The organism is Arthrobacter sp. B0316-1-20, assembly GCF_059091865.1.
Genome location: NZ_JBNHHC010000027.1, coordinates 41,043 through 60,667, shown reverse-complemented (window position 1 = coordinate 60,667; position 19,625 = coordinate 41,043). Strand labels below are relative to the sequence as shown.

Annotated in this window: 15 protein-coding genes; 4 read left to right on the top strand and 11 right to left on the bottom strand. The window is 66.0% G+C overall.

The genetic code is table 11. The annotated features are described in order from the left end of the window. Window positions 1–66: 66 nt before the first annotated feature. The gene (locus tag AC5RW2_RS30210; RefSeq protein ID WP_493963768.1) at window positions 67–1,548 is read left to right on the top strand and encodes an aldehyde dehydrogenase family protein; all 1,482 of its coding nucleotides are present in this window, start codon (window positions 67–69) and stop codon (window positions 1,546–1,548) included. Between the two features lie 164 nt (window positions 1,549–1,712). Here the strand turns inward: AC5RW2_RS30210 and AC5RW2_RS30205 are convergent, their stop codons facing one another. From AC5RW2_RS30205 to AC5RW2_RS30170, 8 genes are all read right to left on the bottom strand, one after another. Beyond that, window positions 1,713–2,705 carry a helix-turn-helix domain-containing protein gene (locus AC5RW2_RS30205; RefSeq protein ID WP_493963767.1) on the bottom strand — a complete coding sequence of 331 codons (993 nt, stop codon included), beginning with the start codon at window positions 2,703–2,705 and terminating at the stop codon, window positions 1,713–1,715. A 126-nt stretch (window positions 2,706–2,831) separates the two neighbouring features. Beyond that, window positions 2,832–3,998 carry a zinc-binding dehydrogenase gene (locus AC5RW2_RS30200; protein ID WP_493963766.1) on the bottom strand — a complete coding sequence of 389 codons (1,167 nt, stop codon included), beginning with the start codon at window positions 3,996–3,998 and terminating at the stop codon, window positions 2,832–2,834. Between the two features lie 37 nt (window positions 3,999–4,035). Then, window positions 4,036–4,794: an SDR family NAD(P)-dependent oxidoreductase gene (locus tag AC5RW2_RS30195; RefSeq protein WP_493963765.1), complete on the bottom strand. Its 759-nt coding sequence runs from the start codon at window positions 4,792–4,794 to the stop codon at window positions 4,036–4,038. An 87-nt stretch (window positions 4,795–4,881) separates the two neighbouring features. After that, complete coding sequence (locus AC5RW2_RS30190; RefSeq protein ID WP_493963764.1) at window positions 4,882–5,430, bottom strand: nuclear transport factor 2 family protein; 549 nt, start codon at window positions 5,428–5,430, stop codon at window positions 4,882–4,884. Then, complete coding sequence (locus tag AC5RW2_RS30185) at window positions 5,427–6,155, bottom strand: ABC transporter ATP-binding protein (RefSeq protein ID WP_493963763.1); 729 nt, start codon at window positions 6,153–6,155, stop codon at window positions 5,427–5,429. The genes AC5RW2_RS30190 and AC5RW2_RS30185 overlap by 4 nt, the downstream gene beginning before the upstream one ends. Continuing rightward, complete coding sequence (locus tag AC5RW2_RS30180; protein WP_493963762.1) at window positions 6,152–8,881, bottom strand: ABC transporter permease subunit; 2,730 nt, start codon at window positions 8,879–8,881, stop codon at window positions 6,152–6,154. Before AC5RW2_RS30180 ends, AC5RW2_RS30185 begins: the two co-directional genes overlap by 4 nt. 2 nt (window positions 8,882–8,883) lie before the next feature. Continuing rightward, window positions 8,884–10,071 carry an ABC transporter substrate-binding protein gene (locus AC5RW2_RS30175; protein WP_493963761.1) on the bottom strand — a complete coding sequence of 396 codons (1,188 nt, stop codon included), beginning with the start codon at window positions 10,069–10,071 and terminating at the stop codon, window positions 8,884–8,886. A gap of 250 nt (window positions 10,072–10,321) precedes the next feature. Further along, entirely contained in the window at window positions 10,322–11,668 is a 1,347-nt protein-coding gene (locus tag AC5RW2_RS30170) for an LLM class flavin-dependent oxidoreductase (protein WP_493963760.1), read from the bottom strand. A 362-nt stretch (window positions 11,669–12,030) separates the two neighbouring features. On the opposite strand from AC5RW2_RS30170, the gene AC5RW2_RS30165 reads away from it, so the two are divergent. Genes AC5RW2_RS30165 through AC5RW2_RS30155 form a run of 3 tightly spaced genes read left to right on the top strand, consistent with a single transcriptional unit; the run spans window position 12,031 to window position 16,306 of the window. After that, window positions 12,031–12,339 carry a hypothetical protein gene (locus AC5RW2_RS30165; protein WP_493963759.1) on the top strand — a complete coding sequence of 103 codons (309 nt, stop codon included), beginning with the start codon at window positions 12,031–12,033 and terminating at the stop codon, window positions 12,337–12,339. Continuing rightward, window positions 12,339–14,387 (top strand): hydantoinase/oxoprolinase family protein, encoded by a 2,049-nt coding sequence (locus tag AC5RW2_RS30160; protein ID WP_493963758.1) that lies wholly within the window; start codon window positions 12,339–12,341, stop codon window positions 14,385–14,387. Before AC5RW2_RS30165 ends, AC5RW2_RS30160 begins: the two co-directional genes overlap by 1 nt. Then, window positions 14,384–16,306: a hydantoinase B/oxoprolinase family protein gene (locus AC5RW2_RS30155; protein ID WP_493963757.1), complete on the top strand. Its 1,923-nt coding sequence runs from the start codon at window positions 14,384–14,386 to the stop codon at window positions 16,304–16,306. Before AC5RW2_RS30160 ends, AC5RW2_RS30155 begins: the two co-directional genes overlap by 4 nt. Before the next feature lie 77 nt (window positions 16,307–16,383). Here the strand turns inward: AC5RW2_RS30155 and AC5RW2_RS30150 are convergent, their stop codons facing one another. The 3 genes from AC5RW2_RS30150 to AC5RW2_RS30140 all read right to left on the bottom strand — a co-directional run bounded on the left by AC5RW2_RS30150 (window position 16,384) and on the right by AC5RW2_RS30140 (window position 19,563). Then, complete coding sequence (locus AC5RW2_RS30150; protein ID WP_493963756.1) at window positions 16,384–16,911, bottom strand: MarR family winged helix-turn-helix transcriptional regulator; 528 nt, start codon at window positions 16,909–16,911, stop codon at window positions 16,384–16,386. A 193-nt stretch (window positions 16,912–17,104) separates the two neighbouring features. Further along, window positions 17,105–18,097 carry an aldo/keto reductase gene (locus AC5RW2_RS30145; RefSeq protein ID WP_493963755.1) on the bottom strand — a complete coding sequence of 331 codons (993 nt, stop codon included), beginning with the start codon at window positions 18,095–18,097 and terminating at the stop codon, window positions 17,105–17,107. A 29-nt stretch (window positions 18,098–18,126) separates the two neighbouring features. Next, a complete protein-coding gene (locus AC5RW2_RS30140) occupies window positions 18,127–19,563 on the bottom strand; it encodes an aldehyde dehydrogenase family protein (protein ID WP_493963754.1) in 1,437 nt (478 codons plus the stop codon). Window positions 19,564–19,625: the final 62 nt, after the last annotated feature.

Here is a 19,625-nt window from a genome sequence, read left to right as displayed (position 1 = left end):
GCCTCGCCATCCCGTCGTCCCGATCCAGTCACACAAGCCACCATCCATACGAAAGGCAGAACACCCATGACCACCATTGACATCGAAACCCGCACGACCACCGCACCGGATCCCCTCCAAGGACAGCTCTACATCGGAGGCGCATGGCGCCAGGCCAGCGGCGGCGAGCGCACCGAGGTACTGAACCCGGCCACCGGGCAGGTCGCCGGTTCCGTGGCCAAGGCCACCGCGCAGGACGTGGACGACGCCGTTCGCGCCGCCCGGGACACTTTCGACTCCGGCGTCTGGTCCGGCCTGCTGGCCCGCGACCGGGCCCGCGTGCTGCACCGCGTCGCGGAGCTGATCCGGGAGAACGCCGCGGAACTGGCCCGGCTCGAAAGCCTGGACGTCGGCAAGCCACTGGGCATCGCGCAGGCGGTCGACGTCGCCACGGCCGCTGAGCAGTACGAATACGTCTCCGCGCTGACCATGCAGCTGGACGGCGCCGTCCGGGAAACGCCGTTCCCGGCCCACGCCTTCACCCGCCGCGAGGCGATCGGCGTGGTTGCGGCGATAACCCCGTTCAACTTCCCGCTCATTCTTAGCAGCACGAAGATCGCCGCCGCCCTGGCGATGGGCAACACGGTGGTGCACAAGCCGGCCACCGACACCCCGCTCACGGCGCTGGCGATGGCCCGCATCCTGGCCGAGGCAGGGGTCCCGGACGGCGTGGTCAACGTGGTGACCGGATCCGGCGCCGTCATCGGCGACGCGCTCACCTCGCACCCGCTGGTGGGCAAGGTGGCATTCACCGGCTCCACCGAGGTCGGCGCACACATCGCCGAACTGGCCGGCAAGGGACTGAAGCCGGTCACCGCCGAGCTGGGCGGCAACGGCGCGCACCTAGTGTTCGCCGACGCCGACCTGAACGTGGCGATCCCCTCGATCATCGGCGGCGCCTTGTTCAACGCCGGGCAGTTCTGCATGGCCGGCACCCGCGTCCTGGTTGAGCGGCCGATTTACGACCAGGTGGTGGAGATGCTTGCCCAGGCCGTGCCCGGAATGAACGTGGGCCGGCCGCAGGAGGCGACGACGGAGATGGGCCCGCTGGTCAGCCAGAAGCAGCTGGACAAGGTCACCGGTTACGTCCGCGCCGCCCGGGAGGGCGGGGCGAGAATCGTCGCCGGCGGTGAGCCGATCGAGCTCGACGGCGGCTTCTACCACCAGCCAACCGTGATCGCCGACGTCGCCGACGAGGATCCGATTGTGGCCGAGGAGGTCTTCGGCCCGGTGCTCACGGTCCAGCCGTTCGACGACGAAGCCGAAGCGGTCCGCCGCGCCAACGCCACCCCCTACGGGCTGGCCGCCGGGGTGCAGACCACGGACATCGGCCGCGCCCACCGCGTGACCAAGCAACTGCAGGCCGGCATGGTCTGGGTCAACACCTGGGGCCTTCTCGATCCGGCGATGCCGTTCGGCGGAATGAAGCAGTCCGGCTTCGGTCGCGAATTCGGGCCCGAGGCCCTGGCGGCTTACACACAGCACAAGTCGGTGGTCTTCGGACTCTGAGCCTGATGATGGCTTGAACCGGCTGATGGCCGGAGCCTGCAGGTGGACGGTGTCCCTCGTGAGGGGCACCGTCCACCTGTCTTCTCACTCCACGTCGCACCACTGGCTCAACCCATGGCTGGACGGGGAGCCACCCCCTCGGGCGGTACCGGCCGAGGGGGTGGCTACGCCGTGGCCTGTTCGCGGTAGCGGCGCGGTGACACCCCGTAGGCGCTGCGGAAGACACGGGAGAAGTGCGACGCCTCGTCGAAGCCCCAACGCTCCCCGATCGCCGAAACCGGCTTGTGCATCTGGTGCGGATCCGACAGGTCCCGGCGGCACATCTCCAAGCGCCGCTCCCGGATCCACGCTGCAACTGTGGTTCCCTCCGGCTGGAAGATGCCGTGCAGGTGCCGCGGCGTGATGAACAGGGACTCGGCCACCCGCGTCGGCGTCAACTCTGGGTCGGAAATGTTCGATTCGATGAAGTCCTTCGCCTGCTGCAGCAGCGGCTGCCGCTGCACGCTGATCGGCTGCCCATCGGCGTCACTCTCCAGCACCTGGTGCGCCACGGTTCCGATCAAATCCAGGGCGCTGTGCAGCAGCCTGGTCCCCGCGCGCTCTTCCACAGCACCGAAGCTGCGATCGAACTGGGTCAGGAACGGCCGCACGAACCGCGACAGGACGTCGTCCTGTGGTACCGCGCGGGCAACGATGCCGCCCAGGTTCCACGCGGAGAGCCCGATCATCTTGCGCGGGAAGAGGAAGTACAGCAGGTGGAATGACTCCTTGAACGCCATGCTGTACGGCACGTCCGGGTCGTTCATGAACATCGCTCCAGGGCCCAGCGCCGCTGTCCTGCCCTGCTGGTGGACGTAGCCGTTGCCCGCGAGCAGCAGCCCAAAGTTCATGTACGTAGGTTCGACGTCGCCGATCAGCGCCTCGGTCCGCTCCAGCCGGTGGCCGCGGGCGCGAACCGCGCCGATGACGACATCGTTGTTGCGGCTGGTGTTCATCTGGATGCCGAATTTCTCCTCACTGAGAGGAATCGTGCGAACCGGACCGTAGTAGCTGGACATGACACGGCTCAGCTCGGCGGCATTTGTTGTCGAAATCCTGCTCACCGCGCCGTTGTGGAGCGGCTCGAGCCCGGATGCATCCCCAACATTAATGGTCACTCAGACACTCCTTTGTCCCTGTGCATCCCAGTACCAAGAGGCCGCGGACCGAGGAACGGAGCGGCAGCCCTCCCAGTATGAACGAATGTGGCCTGGATCTCATCCGTATTGTGCACAGAGGGAAATTCAGTTGACCGTGGATGAAATATGTCTGCCTTTAACTGCGGGGCGGACCGCTGCAACGTCCGGCTGCTCAGGGAACGTGACCACAATCCGCGCGTTCTGGCCCGAGGCCAGGTCTGCCAGCCCGTCATTGATCTTCTCCAGCGGGATGGTCTGGGAGACCAGCTGGTCCAGCGGGAAGCGACCCTGGGCGTACATCTCGGCGTACAGCGGTATGTCGTAGCGGAAATTCGTGGACCCCATGAACACCGCGTGCAGACTCTTCTTGGCAATCAGCAGGTCGGCGAACGGGCGCAATTCCAGCACCGTCTCCGGATTCTGGATGCCGATCAGGAAGGTGATCCCGGTGGGCCGGGTCATCTCGATCGCCTGCAGCGCCGCGGCCTTGAGTCCTACTGCCTCAAATGCGTAGTCCACCCCTACGCCCTCGGTCGCCTCGAGGACCCGGGCGACTGCGTCCTGCCGGCCGGCGTCGACGGTGTGGGTTGCGCCGAAGGTTCGGGCCAGTTCGAGTTTGCTCGGCAGCACGTCGACGGCGATCACCTTTCGTGCCCCGGCCAGCGCGGCGCCCCAAATGGTGCTCAGCCCGACGCCGCCGCAGCCGATCACCACCACGGTGTCGCCGACCCGGACACCGGCGGTGTTAATCGCGGCACCTGCGCCGGTGACGACGCCGCAGCCCAAGCTCGCGGCCAGCTCGAACGGCAGTCCGTCGGCAATCGCAACCAGGTTGCTCTCATCGAGCAGCACATACTCCGCGAAGCCGCCGATTTCGGAGAACTGGACCACTGGCCGGCCGTTCGCGGACAGCCGCGGCGGCGCACCGTCCGGCCGTATCACCTGGTGCTGGCGCTGGCAGCGCCAGATGCGCCCGCGGAGGCAGTCGCTGCAGCTGCCGCAGTGGCCGACCTCGCAGGCGGCCACCCGGTCCCCCGGCGCGAAGCCGCGCACCAGCGGTCCAGTCTCGACCACTTCCCCGGCCACCTCGTGCCCGAGCAGCACCGGCATTGGCCAGCCGCTGGCGTGCTGGCTGGCGAACAGGTCCGAATGGCACAGTCCGCTGGCCCTGACCCGCACCAGCACCTCGCGGCCGATGGGCGCGGCGATGTCGATCTCCTGCAGCTGGAGCGGTTCGCCGACCGCTTCGAGCACAGCTGCCTGCATCTTCATAGGGTTCCTTTCGGCCCGGTTCATTTGATGGTGCGGGTCAGAGCCCGCCGGCCACGACCAGCGACGACCCGGTCACGTAGGAGGCCTCGTCGGAGACCAGGAACAGGGCCGCGTAGGCCTGCTCCAGCGGTTCCGAGCCGCGGCCCATCGGGACCCCGGCCTCCACCGCGCCGTAGTTCGGGTCGTCGGCGACCATCGGCGTGCGCACCAGCCCGGAGAGCAGCGAGTTGACCCGCACGCCTCGCGGGGCGTACTCCTGCGCGATGCACCGGGTCATCTGCGTGACCCCGGCCTTGGCAAAGCCGTACACCGAGTGCACCGGCATCGGGCTGATCGCCGCCAGCGAGGTCACGTTCAGCACCGCGCCGCCGCGCTGCGCCTCCATCCGCGGGATCACGAGTTTCATGGCGTGGAAGTAGGAGCGGGCGTCGAGGTCGACGAAGGCGTCGAAGTCCTCCAGTGTCGTCGCCTCCAGCGGCTCGGCGATCATCGTCCCGGCGGTGTTGACCAGGATGTCGATCCGCCCGTAAGCCGCGACCGCCTGATCGACCAGCGACACGACGTCGTCGTCCACTGTGACGTCGGCGGGCACGAACACCGCGTCTCCGCCGGCGGCCTGAATCCGGTCGACGACGGACTTGCCGCGCTCCAGATTCCGCCCGGTCACCACGACCTGCGCGCCCTCCCGGGCGAACAGCCGGGCGATCGCCGCTCCGATGCCGGAGGTGCTGCCGGTCACCAGCGCGACCTTGCCGCGCAACCGGCCGCGGCTCTCGAGCTCTTCGATCTCTGCCATTGAATCGTTTCCTTCCCTCCGTGTTTCCCAGGTGCTTCTCAGGTGCTTCTGAGGTGATTTCAGCGGTGCCGACGCGGGCGGCAGCCTTCAGGAGTACGACGGCGGCTCCGCGGTCATCCCACTCGACCGCCCCGCCGCGGCGGGGCCCGCTGAGGCCTTGGAGGCTGCTGCCAGCATGCCCGGGATTCCGGCGTACTCGCGGAAACTGCCGGCGGCCCAGAAGTCCTGCCAGATCCGCTCGGTGATCCGCCACCCGTCGGCGGTTCTGGCGAGCCGGTCGGTGTAGCAGCCGTGGACTTGGAACAGCATCGCGTCGCCGTCGGGGGTGGTGAGCCCGGTGGGGTGGATGGTCTTGGATTTCACCGTCGCGGCCTCGCCGTCGTCGTCGAAATCAATGCGCAAGTTGGTGCACACGTGGAACACGTACTGGAACAGCTTCCCGGTGAGAAATTCGCCGTGCTTGGCCGCCTGCCAGTGCGTGCGCTCGCCGCCGGAAGCGGTCCAATCGAACACCGTCTCCGGCAGGAAGATCCGCTCCAGCGGTTCGAAGTCCCGGTCGTCGACCGCATGCACGTAGCGGGCGTACAGGTCCTGGATCTCCAGCCGAGCGGAGATTTCGCCCAAACTAAGGGTCATGAGGCTACTCCTGCTTCGGCTTCGGCGGATGGTCCGCTGAGGTATAGGTCGCTGACGCGCTCCGGGTTCTCGCGCAGTTCCGCGGCGGGGGCCTCAAGCGCGATGCGGCCACGGACCAGCACAGACGCCCGGTCCGCGTGGGCGAGGGCCAGCGGGACGTGCTGCTCCACCAACAGCACCGCGGCGCCGTCGTCGGCCGCCGCCCGCAGCGCCACCAACAGGCGCTTGACCACCAGCGGCGCCAGGCCCAAGGACAGCTCATCGGCCAGGATCACCTTCGGCTTCGCGGCCAGGATGCGTCCCAGCGAGAGCATCTGCTGCTGACCACCTGAGAGCAAGCCGGTGACCCGGTCCAGATGCTCCTCCAGTTCGGGGAAAATCTTGATGGCGTCCCCGACCGTGCCCTGCCCCAGTCGGAGGTTGTCGCGAGCGGTCAGCGCGGGGAACACCGCGCGGTCGTCAGTCAGCAGGGCCAGCCCTTGCCGGGCCGCCTTGAACAGCGACTTCGGATGCGGGCCGCCCAGCAGCGACACCGAGCCGCCCAGCGGGGGGATCTCGCCGGCCAAGGTGAGCAGCGTGGTCGTCTTTCCTGCCCCATTGGCGCCGAAGAGCCCGAGCATCTCGCCGGCATGCACGGCCAGATCGATGTCGTTAATGATGGGGTTGCCGTGGTAGCCGGCGGACAGACCGACAGCCTCGATCAGCGGTTCGCCTGCGCGCATCATGCCCGCACCTCTTCCCTGTTGTCCCGGACGTCGCCGTTCTGCGAATCGTCGGTGTCGCCGGTGCCCAGATAGGCGGCTACGACGTCGGCGTCATGCCGGATCTCCTCTGGGCTGCCGTGGGCGATGGTGCGGCCGAAGTCCAGCGCCAGCACGCTGTCAGAGACACCCAGCACCAGCTCGACGTCGTGCTCGATAATCAGCACGCCGATGTTCCATTTCTCCGCGATGTCGCGGATCAGCCGGCCCAGTTCGCGGCGCTCCGCGGCGCCCAGCCCAGCGGCCGGCTCGTCCAGCAGGAGGATCTTGGGCCGGCTGGCCAGCGAGCGGGCGATGGCCAGCAGCCGCCGCTCACCGTAGGACAGGTCAGCCGGCATCGCGTTGATCCGGTCGTGCAGCCCCAGCGTTCGGGCAGCGGCGCTGGCCGCGTCGGTCAACTCGGCCCGGCCGGGCTTCACCCCGGCGAACAGCGAGCTGTGCCAGGGAGCGCCGGCATCGGCCGCCACCACCAGATTGTCGAACACGCTGAGGTCCTCGAACAGCTCCAGCGACTGGAACGAACGGCCCAGCCCGGCCAAGGACCGCGCCCCCGGGCCCAACCGGGTGAGGTCCCGGCCGTCCAGGGCGATGGAACCACTGGGCTGGTTGAACCCCGTGATCGCGTCCACCAGCGTGGTCTTCCCGGCGCCGTTGGGACCGATCACGCCGAGCACGGTGCCGCCGACTACATCCAGGTTTACACGGTCGAGCACCGTGTTTCCGCTGAAGGAGATGCTCAGGTCGCGCACCTCGAGCCGGCCCGTCTGCACCGGCTGCACCGCCCGCTCGTCGGCGGCAAACAGGTAGGGCTTCGGATCCTTGACCAGCTTCAGCACCCGCACCAGCCTGGCCAGCGGTACGCGAATCTGCGCCGCGACGCCGGACGGGGCCGCAATCACAGTGATCAGCAGCAGCAGCCCGCCGATCAGGTTGAACCAGGCGCCGCTGGTGATGGACCTCAGCAGGGTGTCGACGACGGCGCCGGGCACAGTGACGGTGCCGATGATGGTGCCGGAGACGAACCCCAGGCCGCCCACGGCGCTCTGCGCGATGGCGTTGAGCGAGTAGGTGGCGTCGAACTGTCCACCCGGGTTGGCCAGCGTCACGACGCTGTTGGTGAAGGCCAGCAGCACACCGCCAACGCCGGCAATCAGCGCCGAGACGATGAAGGCGTAGAGCTTGGTCCGCGGCACGCTGATGCCCAGTGAGGCGGCGGCGCGCTCGTTGCCGCGGACGGCGATCATCCGCCGTCCGGCGCCCGAGCGGCGCAGGTTCAGCACCATGATTGCCAGCGCGACAAATACGATCAGGACCATGATCGCGTACCGGCGCGGTTCGAACACATTGCTGATGTTCAGCCCGAACAGCTCGGGCTGGCCGACTTTGAGCCCGTCGATGCCGTTGCTGATTGCCGGGTTGTTCAGGATCAGCGCTTGGAAGGACACGGCCAAGCCCAGCGTCACGATGGCCAAGTTTGTGCCTCTGGTGCGCACCGCCGGAAGCCCGAAGAGGAAGCCGACCGGCACGGTCGCCACCACCCCGGCCAGCCCGGCGGCCAGGAACGGCCAGCCTGCGTTGGCCACCAGGTGGGCAGCGACCAGCGCCGCGACTCCGGCCAACGCGTAGGACGCCAGCGATAGCTGTCCGGCGTAGCCGGTGACCACCACCAAGGAGAGCAGGATGATCGCCGCGATGAGCCCGACGGCGACCGCTTGGACCCAGCGCACGGGCAGCCCCCACTGCAGCAGGAACAGCAGCACCACGCCCAAGATCACCACCGGCAGGACCGGAATCCGTCCGGTGCCGATGACCGGCAGCCGCTCCGCGTCTTCGCCGCGCTGCGGCAGCCCACGGCCGCGCGCAGCCAGCAGCACCACGATAATCAGGAACGGCACCGTTTCCTGCAACCCGGGCAGGCTGGTGAACACGCCCAGCTCCGCCTGGATGACGCCGATCGCGACGCCGCCGAGGAACGTGAGCCAGAACGAGGAGAAGTTCCCCAGCAGCGCGGCCGAGAGGATCGGCACGATCAGGCTCAGCGCAAGCACGGGCGTGAGCGAGGTCATCGGCGCCAGCATTACCCCGGCGAATGCTGCAATCCCGCCGGCGATCAGCCAGTTGACCAGGCTAACCGTCCTCGGCGAGATCGTGCCCAGCGCGGCGAGCGAGCGTTCGCTGTTGGAGGCAGCCGTCGTCGCTATCCCGAAGCGGCTTTTGGAATAGAACCAGTACATAGCGCCGGTGAGCACCAGCGCTATGCCGAAGGCAAGGATCCGGTCCAGTCCCACCGGGATGGTGCCCAGCATCAGCACGTCGGTGGGCAGCCATGAGGGGACGACGACGGCGTTATACCCGTATCGGATCATCAGCACGGCCTGCAGCACCAGCAGCACGCCGATGGTGGAGATCGTCTTCGTCAAGAAGCTGGCGTTCCGCAGCGGGCGGACCACGCACACTTCCATCAGCAGGCCCACGGCCATGCCCACGCCGATGGCCATGAGCAGCGCCAGCGGCCAGGGGGCGTGCCCGATGAAGTCCTTGTAGAAGTACGCCGCGGTGATGGCGATCGCCGCGTGGGAGAAGTTGACGACCCGCGTGGTCCGGTAGACCACGTTGACCCCCAGTCCCAGCAGGGCGATCAGCGCTCCCGACGCCGCACCGATGATCGCGAAACGGATGACGTCAATCATGGTCAGTCGAGATTCCCGGCGAGATCGAATTCCTTACCGGTGGGCTGCCAGTCGCCGCCCTTGACCTCGTATTCGATGAACTTGGTGCCGACCACGCGCGGGTTGTTCGGGATCTGTTCGGTGTCGGTGGAGAAGTTGAACGGTGCAGTGAAGCCGTTGTCGATGGTCAGGTCCGAATTCAACGCGTCGGTAACTGCCTGCCCCGTGATGTCGCCGTCGATGGTCTTGGCGGCCTCGGCGAAAGTGATCACCGAGGAGTACGCGTTCATAGTCATTTCGTCGATCACGGTGTCTGACTTGATGGCCTGGATCTCCTCGACGGCCGTGCTGACCGCTGCCTTACCGGTGGATTCGAAGAAGAGCGGCGAGTAGACCAGCGTGCCGTCGGCGGTGTCGCCGAGTTCGTCAATCGTGGAGTTCGGGAACGCGATCGTGCTCAGCGCCACGTTGGTGGTCTTGGTCCCGGTCTGCTTCAGTGCGGTGAGCGTCGCCACAGATTCGGCCGAGCCGCCGCCGAGGAGGACGCAATCGGACTTATCCACCAACTGGGCCGCGACCGAGGTGAAGTCGGTCGTGTTGGCCGGGTAGAGGACGGCCTTTGCTTCGACGCCGACCGTTTTGGCGACGGGTTCGACCAGGCCGAACGCATACTCGCTGGTGGCACTCTGCGGCGCCGCGACCACGAAGTCGGTGCAGCCACGTTCCTTAAGGCCGAGCAGCGCGGCAAAGTTCGGTGCGACGGCGGCGAGCACGGGGAAGGAATTCTCCTGGCTCAGCTCTCCCTGGTTCATCGCCTCGGACTGGATCAGCGGGATCCCCTCCGTAGTGATCTGCTCCAGCACATTGTCGGAGAACAGGCTGAAGGTGCCGACGACGGCAGCGACTCCTTCGTCCACTGCCTGCCGGCCGCAGGCGGTGGCAGCGTTGGCATTCATCTGGTCGTCGCAGCTGATCAGTTCGATCTTGGTGCCGTTGATGCCGCCGGCCTTGTTGACGTGTTCAACGGCGGCCTGGGCCCCGGTTTCGATCTGCGGCAACACGAACGGGGCCTGGCTCATGGAGCCGAAGACCATGATCTTGACGCTGTCGCCGCCTTCGGGCCCGGCCGAGGCATTTCCGCCACATGCGGTCAGCGCCAGGGTGCCGACGCACAACGCGGCCATAGCGGTGGAACGGAGTGTTGCTTTCACGAAAATCTCCTTGGATTGAACGGGTTAAAGGGCTGCGAAGAGCCCGGCATGTCGGTACGGGATTTGCTTGGCTCAAGTGATTCCTCAAGCTATCCGAGGGGCTGGCCGGCGGGCTTGTCATGGAGGGAAGTCGCTTTGACCGCCAGCGAAGTCCGGGTGTCGGTCGTCACTCCACGCACGAGATGCGTCCGCACCGCCCGGTTTAGGTGCGGAGCCGCCGCCCCGATCAGGTGCGGCGGCCCCACCCCGGTCAGGCGTGCGAGGCCAGCGACGCGGCCGTGTCCCAGGCGCCCGGGCGGTCGAGGCCGAGGTGTTCGCGCAGCGTGGTGCCCTCGTACTCCTCCCGGAAGTAGCCGCGCTCCTGGAGTTCGGGGATGAGCAGGTCGCAGATGTCGTCCAGGCCGCCGGGGATGTACGGCGAGTTCAACGAGAAGCCGTCGCAGGCTCGGGATTCAAACCATTCCACCATCCGGTCGGCAGCTTGCGACGCCGAGCCCACGATCCAGCCGTGACCGTGCCCGCGAGCGTTCTCCACAATCAACTGCCGCAGGCTGTAGCCCTGCTCGACGCTGAGCCGCCGGAAGATTTCGGTTCGCTGGCGACTGGCCCGCGAGGACTCCAGGTTGAACCGCTCTGCGGGGATGGGCTCGTCCAGATCGATGTCGTCGAGGCTCGTGTCCAGCCGCTGCTCCATCGTGCGCCGCCCGGTGTCCATGTTCACCAGCGATCCGAGCTCCGCGGCCAGTTCCTGGCCCTCCTTCTCTGTCCTGCCGATGATCGGCACGATGCCGGGCAGGATCTTGACCTGCTCCGGGTCCCTGCCGTTGTCCTTGACCTTGTCTTTGAACTCGGCGTAAAACTGCTGCGCCTTGCTCTGGTCCGGCTGCGCCGTGTAGATCGCGTCGCCTACCGCCGCCCCGAGCCGCATGCCGTCCACAGAGGATCCGGCTTGGACCATCACCGGGCGGCCTTGGGGGGAGCGGCGCATATTGATCGGGCCGGCGACCGAGTAGTGCTCGCCTTCATGGTTGATGGCCCGGATTCGCTCGGGATCGCCCCACCAGCCGCGCTCGCGGTCTACGCTGACTGCGTCATCCGCCCAGGAGTCCCAGAGTTTGGTGACCACGTCCACGAACTCCGTGGCCATCTGGTAGCGCTGCTCCGGCGAGGGCATCTCGGCCATGCCGTAGTTCTCGTTGCCCATGGACGAGGTGACGATGTTCCATCCGGCTCGCCCACCGGAGAGCGAGTCCAGGCCGGAGAACTGGCGGGCCACGTTGTAGGGGGCGTTGAAGGTCGTGGAAGCAGTGCCGATCAAGCCGATCCGCTTCGTCACGGCGGCCAGTGCCGACAGCGTGGTCAGCGGCTCATAATGGCCGGCGACCGTGGGGTCCATGCCCGGGTACTTTCCGGCGGTCACGGTGTCGCCGAAAAAGATCCCATCCAGCTTGGCCGCCTCGGCCTTCTGTGCCATATCGACGACGAGGTCGAGGTAGCCGAGTTCTTCCGCCCGGCTGCCCTTCCGACGCCAGCTGTCGTAGTGGTAGCCGCCGGTGATCATGAAGACGGTCAATGCCATGTGCTTGCGAGGTGCCATATCGGTTCTTTCTGTTCACGGACTGAGGCAGTTGCCGCTGGCTGCTCGTCCGTCCGCAGCCCAGCGGAAGAATCGGCCAGTGTGTCCCACATCCCCCGCGCTCTTCAGCAAAAGGGCTGAGGCCTCTCCCCTTTCCCCGCCGATGCTCTGTCAGGGGACGGTTCAGCCGGTGCGGCCCGACCACTGATTTCTTACTAACAGTTGTTACATTAGGTGACCGGGACCACGCTTGTCACTAACTTTCTTTACCAATCTGAGCCGACCCCAAGTCCTAAAAATTACTCGTTGCGTGATGAGGATCACTCCCCTAGGGTTAGTAACACTTGTTACTCAGAGCCACCGTGAACGCCTAGGAGTCCAGCGTGACCGCATTCAACGCCCCGTGGGACAACGTTGCTTTCCCCGAACCGCTGGCCGACGGCCTTCCCGTCCATCCGCGACCGGCGCAGCACCTGCTTGAAACCGAGAAGGTCGAGACGAAGCACGACTGCGCACAGTGTCCCGGCAGCGAGGTACGCCAGTACCGGGTGCTGAGCGAAGGCGGCTGGTGGAACGTGGCCAAGTGCCAAACCTGCCTGCGGTCCATCGCGCGGACCCCGGCCCCGCTCTTCGGCTCGTACAAGCCACTAGGGCTTGTCCCGGCCATCCGCTTCGGAAAGGAAACCATCTGATGTTCGGTGTTGATGTCGGCGGCACGTTCACGGACGTCGTCGCGGTCAAAGACGGCAAAGTGCACGTCACCAAGGTGCCTAGCAATCCGCAGGACCCGCAGTCCGCGGTGCTCGAGGGCGCCCGCCGGCTTGGCGTGGCCGACTCCGCCGTGTTCAACCATGCCAGCACCAAGGGGCTGAACGCGATCCTGACCCGTTCGCTGCCCAAGATCGGGTTCCTCACCACCCAGGGCCACCGGGACATGCTCGACGCCGGCCGCGGGTGGCGACCTTTCGAGGGCCAGCTGAACCCGCACTGGCGGCGCTCCTTCGGCGACGCTAAGGGCCGGCCACTGGTCCCGCGCTATCTGCGCCGCGGCGTCGCCGAACGGATGCTCGCAGATGGTTCGGTCCACCAGCCGCTCGATCTTCACGACGCCCGCCGCCATCTGGAGGTGCTTAAGCGCTGCGAGGTGGAAGCCGTCGCCATCTGCCTGATCAACTCCTACGTGAATCCCGCGCACGAACAGCAGCTGCGCGACCTGGCCCGGGAGGTCCTCGGCGAAATCCCGATCTCGATCTCCTCCGAGACTTCCCCGCGCTCCCGCGAGTACACCCGCGCGTCCACCACCGTCATCGACATCATGATGAAGCTGATGTACGAGGATTACGCCCACGACATCAGCAGCGGGCTGCAGGAGCAGGGCTTTACCGGGAAGCTAAACTTCGCCGACTGCACCGCTTCGCTGGTGCCGTGGCAGGAGGCCCTGCGGCACCCGTACCGGATCCTGTTCGCCGGCCCCGCCGCCGGGGCGGCATCGTGCGTGCAGCTGGGCAAGGCCCTTCAGGAACCGAACCTGATTTGCGCCGACGTCGGCGGCACCTCCACCGACGTCGCGCTCATCGAGGCCGGAGAGACGTTCACCAATGACTCGTTCGAGGTCGAATTCGATATGGTGATCAGCGCTCTGTCCACTGACATCTCCAGCGTGGGGGCAGGCGGCGGCAGCATCATCTCCATCTCTTCCACCGGCGACATCCAAGTCGGTCCGGAGAGCGCCGGGGCAAACCCGGGGCCGGCGTGCTACGGGCGCGGCGGCACCCTGCCGACCGTGACCGACGCGTGCGCGCTGATGGGGTTCCTAAACCCGAAAGATTTCGCCGAGGGCCAGATCCAGCTGGACCTCGCCGCAGCCCGGAAGGCCTTTGAGGACCTGGACACACCGCTGTCCTTCGAGCAGCGGGTCAGCTACGCGTACCGCATCGCGGTGCACAACATCGCCGAGGAAGTCACCAACGCCGCAATCCGCAAGGGCACCGATCCGCGCGAATTCTCGCTGGTGGCCTACGGCTCGGCCGGACCGATGCTGCTGCCGGCCCTGCTGGACATCCTGCAGCTGAAGAGCATCGTCATCCCGCCGAACCCAGGCCTGTTCTCCGCGCTGGGTCTGCTCAGCACGGACACCGTGTTCTCCGACAGCCGCACCAAGTACGTGGCGCTGACCCCGGGCAACGCGGCCGAGATCCAACAGATTTTCGAATCCATGGAGCAGGATTTGATCGAACGCACCGGCGCCGATCCGAACAGGGTCTTCATCAAGCGCAGCTTCGATGGCCGGCTCTTCGGCCAGTCCTGGGAGACCCCGTTCGTGGAGGTCCCGGCCGGGCCGATCACCGCGGAAAGCCTGCCGCGACTAATCGAGTCCTTCCACCAGGAGTACAAGCGGCGCAACAGCCTGAACTTCCCGGCCATCCCGGTCCAGGCAGTGACCTTCCGCGTCCAGCTGGTGGTGGAGGCGGAGCGGTTCGAATACACCGCCTCCGACGCGTTCGACGACGACGGCGGGCCCGAGCCGGCCGGGCACCGGGCGATCTCCTACTTCCGCGGCCACACCGTCAACGCCCCGGTGTACGACCGGGGCTCGCTTCGACCGGGCCAGTCCGTGCTCGGCCCAGCCATCATCGAGGAAGAACTGTGCACCACTGTGGTGCTGCGGGGCCAGCAGGCCACCGCCGGCCGCTATGGCGAACTCCGCCTCACCTCCGCGTCTGACCAGGAGCTTTCATGAACACCGCCTCTGCACCGACCCAAACCATCGAGCGGCTGCGCGATCTCGACGACGCCGCCTTCGCCGCCCGCTACGATTGCGACCGCTACACCGCCACGGTGCTCAGCAACCGGCTCGAGTACCTGCTGGACCACGTCTGCACGCAGCTGCTGCAGTGCGCCTTCTCGCCGATGCTGCGCGACCTGTATGACTTCGGCGCCACGGTCACCGGACCGCGGAGCCTGAACTACCCGACCCCCGTCGTCGGCAAGGGGCTGGCCTGCTTCACCGGAACCATGACCGAGTCCGTGAAGAACACAATCGAAGAATACGGCCATGAGAATCTCAAGCCCGGAGACGTCATCATCGCCAACGACCCCTACCGCACGGGCACTCATGTCAACGACGTGCTGTTCATCAGGCCCATCTTTTTCGACGGCGAAGTGATCAACTTCGTCACGATCAAGGCACACCAGCTGGACATCGGCGGATCCGTCCCGGGCGGCTTCTCCGCCACCAAGACCAGCATCTATGAAAACGGACTGGTGATCTCCCCGCGCACGCTGGTCCGCGAAGGCGTGCTCGACGTGCAGACCTGGTCGCTGATCATGGACAATGCCCGTTTCGGCAGCACCATCGGGGACGATATCAAGACCATCGTCTCCTGCCTGGACCTGGGCCACGAGCTGATGCTCAAGACCGTCGCCCACTACGGGGTCCCGGCGCTACAGGGCACCACCCGGTACATGGTCGACGCCGACGCCGAGCGGATGGCGGAGGCGCTGGCGGAGCTTCCCGACGGCGAATGGGTCAGCGAGGGGTTGATCGATGCCGATGGCCTGGACGCCTCCGAGCAATACCCGATCAAGGTCACGCTGCGCAAACAAGGCGACCGGCTGGAAGTTGACCTGGGCGGCAGCGCCCGGCAGACCCGGACGTCGGTTAACAGCACGTATCTGGACACCAAGACCGCCGTCGGGGTGGCACTGAAGTACCTGATGGACCCGGCGAAGGCGTTCACCTCCGGCCTCTACCGCAACGTGGACATCATCATTCCTGACGGCAGCATCGCCAACGCCCTCCCGCCGAATGGCGTCGTCTTCATGTACGGGGACGCCACAAACGTCATCATCTCCTGCATCATGAAGGCCTTCAGCCAGGTGCTGGGCGAGAGCGCCATGGGCGGTGACTACGGCTCCCCGAACATCCATACAGCCACTGGCCTGACCCCCGACGGCAACCTCTGGGTTTCCAGCGGTGTAGGCGGTGGCGAGCGCGGCCCTTGGGGCGCCACCAAAACCGGCGACGCCGACAGCTACCAGTTGTTCTTCCAGGCCAACGGGCTTGACCTGTCAGTGGAGATCAGCGAGGTGGACGCTCCGGTAGCTGTGTTGAGCCGCGAATACCAGCGTGACTCGGCCGGATCCGGGTACCACCGTGGCGGCGCAGCAGTTCTCAAAGACACCCAGTGGCTGGCCCCGGCGCAGCACAACATCACTCCGGACCGCGTCCGCGAGGTCACCGGGTTTGGCGCCCACGGCGGCACAGCCGGCGCCTCGGGCGGAGTCTGGCTCTGGGAGGAGGCAGCCCGACGTGGTGATCTAGCCGCCGCGACCAAGGTCGCCGGCGTCTTCAACCCGGAAACCGGTGAGGTGGATCTTGACGGCGAGTACGCCTACTTCGGAGCCAGCAAATCATGGCCGACGGCGGCCGGCGCCGTATTCCGCTATCTCACCAACGGCGGCGGAGGCTGGGGCGACCCGCTGCAGCGCGAGCCGGAGCGGGTGCTTCGCGATGTCCGCGACGGCTACACCTCCATCGATGCAGCTTTGGAGAAGTACGCGGTGGTGATTACCGGCGACCCCGAGTGGGACCCTGAGGGCCTACAGCTGGATCTGGCGGCGACGGCCGCGGTACGGCGGGAACGCGCCCGTAACTAAGTTCACCGCCGGCTGGAAGTGGCTTACGGCGAGGTCGCGCGCCGCCTCAATCGATATGTTCGAGGCGGCGCTCGGCTTTACTGTTCTGAGGGGACCACCGGCTGGCCGGAGCCGGACTCGTCCTCGGCCAAAATTGCCTCGGACTTGGCCAACAGTCGGTCCAGGAACTCACCGAACACGGCCTGCTCCTCGGTTGATAGCACAGAGAAGAGGCGCTCGGCCTGCTGTTCCGCGCTCGGGTAGAGCGCCTCGAAAAGCTCGGTGCCCGCCTCCGTCAGCGTCAACATCTGCCTGCGGTGGTTTTCGGCGTCGGGTTCAGAGGTCAGTCGACCGGCCTCGCGCAAAGCGTTGACGGCGCGACTGACGTTCATCGGGTGAATACCCGTGTACTGGCTGACGTCTTGGCCGGCGATTCCGGGCCTGGCGTGCAGCAAGACGATCACCCTCCACTCGTTCAGCGTCAGCGAATAATCATGCGCATAGGTCTGGAAGAAGGGACGGCTCAGCTGTCCGCCGAGCCGGGTAAGCTTCATGACGCTTTGGAATATCGGCGGGAGGGCTTCTGCGATCGATTGCTCGATGACCGCGGCCGACTCGTTTGGCATGTCTGACCTTTCGGGAATTCTGCGGGGCCACTCCGGGAACGTTGCCGTTCCAGTTTTACGTCTATCCGGAGATACAGCCATTCCGGAGGACAATACTTAGGCCAAATTCTACGTGGCAAGACCTCCGGCGCCCCCGGAACGGCCGGGAGGGAGCCTTCGACTGTGATCAGGCTCCCTCCTGAGAATGAACTGGCTATTTCTTGATCTGCGTCGGCAGCCTGGACTCGTGCTCATCCCAGCTGTCATACAGTTCGGCAATGCGTTGGAGGGTATCGACGTCGTAGTGGCCCATTTCGGCGACGCGCACGTTCTCCGCGACCTGCTCCGGGGTTTGCATGCCGACCAGGACGGTTGAGATATCCTCATTGGACAAGGCGAACCGCAGCGCGGCCTCGGCGCGGGTCTTGACCTCGCCGTCGACGAGGAACTCGAACTGACGGGCCTGGTCGAGGCGGCGCAGGTAGTCGTCCCGGTCCCACCAGCGCCGGGTGTCGTTCTCGGCGAAGACGGTGTTTTCGTCGTAAGCGCCAGTGAGCAGGCCCATGGCCAGCGGACCGCGTGCGATCACGCCTACGCCTTGGCGCCGGCAGTACGGGAACGCGACGCGCGCCGGGTTCTGAGACAAGAGGTGGTAAGCGGCCATTACTGATCCCGCCTGCGGGTGCTTGGCTGCGGCGATAGCGTCAGGGGTGCCGAAGTCGCCGGGGCCAACGGTGACGCCGACAGCGCGGACCTTGCCCTCTTGAACCAAGGTGTCCATTTCCTCCCACCACTCGGCCGAAGAGAGCACCTCCGGCGGGCAGTTGTGGGCCTGATAGAGGTCGACGTAGTCCGTGCCGAGCCGGCGCAAGCTGGCTTCCAGCGCGTCGCGCACGAATTGGCCGGAGTAGATTCGCGGCTGTGCCCCGGCGGCCTCGCCGTATTTCTCCCACTGGTAGCCGAACTTCGTGGCGATGTAGACCTCGTCTCGCCGGCCAGCCACGGCCTTGCCCACCATCTCCTCGGCGTGTCCGAACCCGTAAAGGTCCGCGGTGTCAAAGAAATTAATCCCGGCGTCGAGCGCGGCTTGTAGGGTGGCCACCGAATCGGCGTCCTCCTGGTCGCCCCAGTCGCCGCCGAACTGCATGGTGCCCATCATGAGCGTGGACACCTTCCACCCGGTGCGACCGAATTCGCGGTATTCCATGGTTTCTCCTGTTGATCAGAACTGGTTGGTCAGAACTTGAAGGTGATGTTCTTCGTGTTGGTGAAGGAGTACAGCTCGTCCAAGTGGCCTTCGCGGCCCACTCCGCTGTTCTTGATGCCGCCATACGGCGTGCCCGGCAGCAGTCGCGACACTGTATTAACCCAGACGTATCCGGCCTCCACGTCGCGGGCGAATCGGTGCGCGGTGGTGAAGTCCTGGCTAAAGACGCTGGCGGTCAGACCGTACTCGATCCCATTTGCGATGCTGACGGCGTCGTCGTAATCCTTGAATTTAATCGCCACCAGCACCGGGCCAAAGATCTCTTCCTGTGCGATCCGGGCACCTGGGGCGATCCCGTCGAACATGGTGGGCTTCACAAACAGGCCGTCCTCCATGGACTCCACCGTGGCGCGTCCGCCGCCGGCCACCAGACGTCCTTCCTGCTTGCCGAGTTCGATGTACTGGAGCACTTTCTCAAACTGCGGTCGGCTGGCGATGGCACCGGTGTCGACAGTTTCATCGAGGGGATTTCCGGGCCGGAGCGCGTCGATCTTCGCCGCCACACGGGCCACAAACTCGTCGTGCACCGCCTCGTGCACCATCAGCCGGGAGGTTGAGGCGCAGGACTCACCCTGCCAGCCGAAGTTCATTCCAGTTACCGCCGCCTCCGCGGCCGCATTCAGATCGGCGTCAGGGAACACCACCAAGGGATTCTTGCCGCCCAGTTCCAGGGTGACGTTCTTAACCCCCGCCCGGGCGGCCCGCTCCTGGATGGCCCGGCCGCCAGCAGCCCCGCCGATGAACGCGATGCGGCGAACCTCCGGGTGGTCGATGATCGCATTGCCGGCCTCGTTGGCGTAGCCGGTAATCACGCTGACGACGCCGGACGGGAAGATCTCATTGAAATCCTTTGCCAGCTCCAGCGCCGAGAGCGAGGTGTGCTCGGACGGCTTGAGCAGCACGGTGTTTCCGGTGACCAGCGCCGGCACGATTTTGACGGTCGCGTTCATCAACGGGTGGTTGAACGGGACGATCCGGGCGGTGACGCCGTAGGGCTCATGCACCGAAATATTCAGATGGTCGAACTCGTCCGGGACGGTCTCACCATGCACCTCTGTGGCAAGGTTTGACTGGTACCGCATGTAGCTGGCGGCCATCGTTACAATCCGTCGCATCACCCAGATCGGCGTGCCGTTGTCCTGGGCATCCAATGCGGCCAGCTCTTCACCGCGCTCTTCAAGCCGGTCGGCCAGCTGATGCACCATCGCCACCCGCTCCTGGACCCTGGTTCGCCGCCAGGGCATGGCCGCCTTCGCCGATTCCTCCACGGCTAAGTCGACGTCTTCCTTGCCCAGCCGCGGGATCCGGCCCAACAGTTCACCGGTGGCCGGGCTGAACGAATCTATGGTCTCGCCGCTGCGTGCCTCGACAAACTTGCCGCCGATGAGGGTGGGCGTTACTTCCATGGTGACTCCTCGTTGTTAATGCATAGCTGAATTACCACTGCAGATGACGACGGACTGCTGCA

Bases quoted from the DNA above. Each gene is read 5' to 3' on its own strand.
- AC5RW2_RS30145 (WP_493963755.1), bottom strand. From the start codon at position 18,097: ATGGAATACCGCGAATTCGGTCGCACCGGGTGGAAGGTGTCCACGCTC.
- AC5RW2_RS30185 (WP_493963763.1), bottom strand. From the start codon at position 6,155: ATGATGCGCGCAGGCGAACCGCTGATCGAGGCTGTCGGTCTGTCCGCC.
- AC5RW2_RS30170 (WP_493963760.1), bottom strand. From the start codon at position 11,668: ATGGCACCTCGCAAGCACATGGCATTGACCGTCTTCATGATCACCGGC.
- AC5RW2_RS30200 (WP_493963766.1), bottom strand. From the start codon at position 3,998: ATGAAGATGCAGGCAGCTGTGCTCGAAGCGGTCGGCGAACCGCTCCAG.
- AC5RW2_RS30160 (WP_493963758.1), top strand. From the start codon at position 12,339: ATGTTCGGTGTTGATGTCGGCGGCACGTTCACGGACGTCGTCGCGGTC.
- AC5RW2_RS30210 (WP_493963768.1), top strand. From the start codon at position 67: ATGACCACCATTGACATCGAAACCCGCACGACCACCGCACCGGATCCC.
- AC5RW2_RS30180 (WP_493963762.1), bottom strand. From the start codon at position 8,881: ATGATTGACGTCATCCGTTTCGCGATCATCGGTGCGGCGTCGGGAGCG.
- AC5RW2_RS30140 (WP_493963754.1), bottom strand. From the start codon at position 19,563: ATGGAAGTAACGCCCACCCTCATCGGCGGCAAGTTTGTCGAGGCACGC.
- AC5RW2_RS30150 (WP_493963756.1), bottom strand. From the start codon at position 16,911: ATGCCAAACGAGTCGGCCGCGGTCATCGAGCAATCGATCGCAGAAGCC.
- AC5RW2_RS30195 (WP_493963765.1), bottom strand. From the start codon at position 4,794: ATGGCAGAGATCGAAGAGCTCGAGAGCCGCGGCCGGTTGCGCGGCAAG.
- AC5RW2_RS30190 (WP_493963764.1), bottom strand. From the start codon at position 5,430: ATGACCCTTAGTTTGGGCGAAATCTCCGCTCGGCTGGAGATCCAGGAC.
- AC5RW2_RS30155 (WP_493963757.1), top strand. From the start codon at position 14,384: ATGAACACCGCCTCTGCACCGACCCAAACCATCGAGCGGCTGCGCGAT.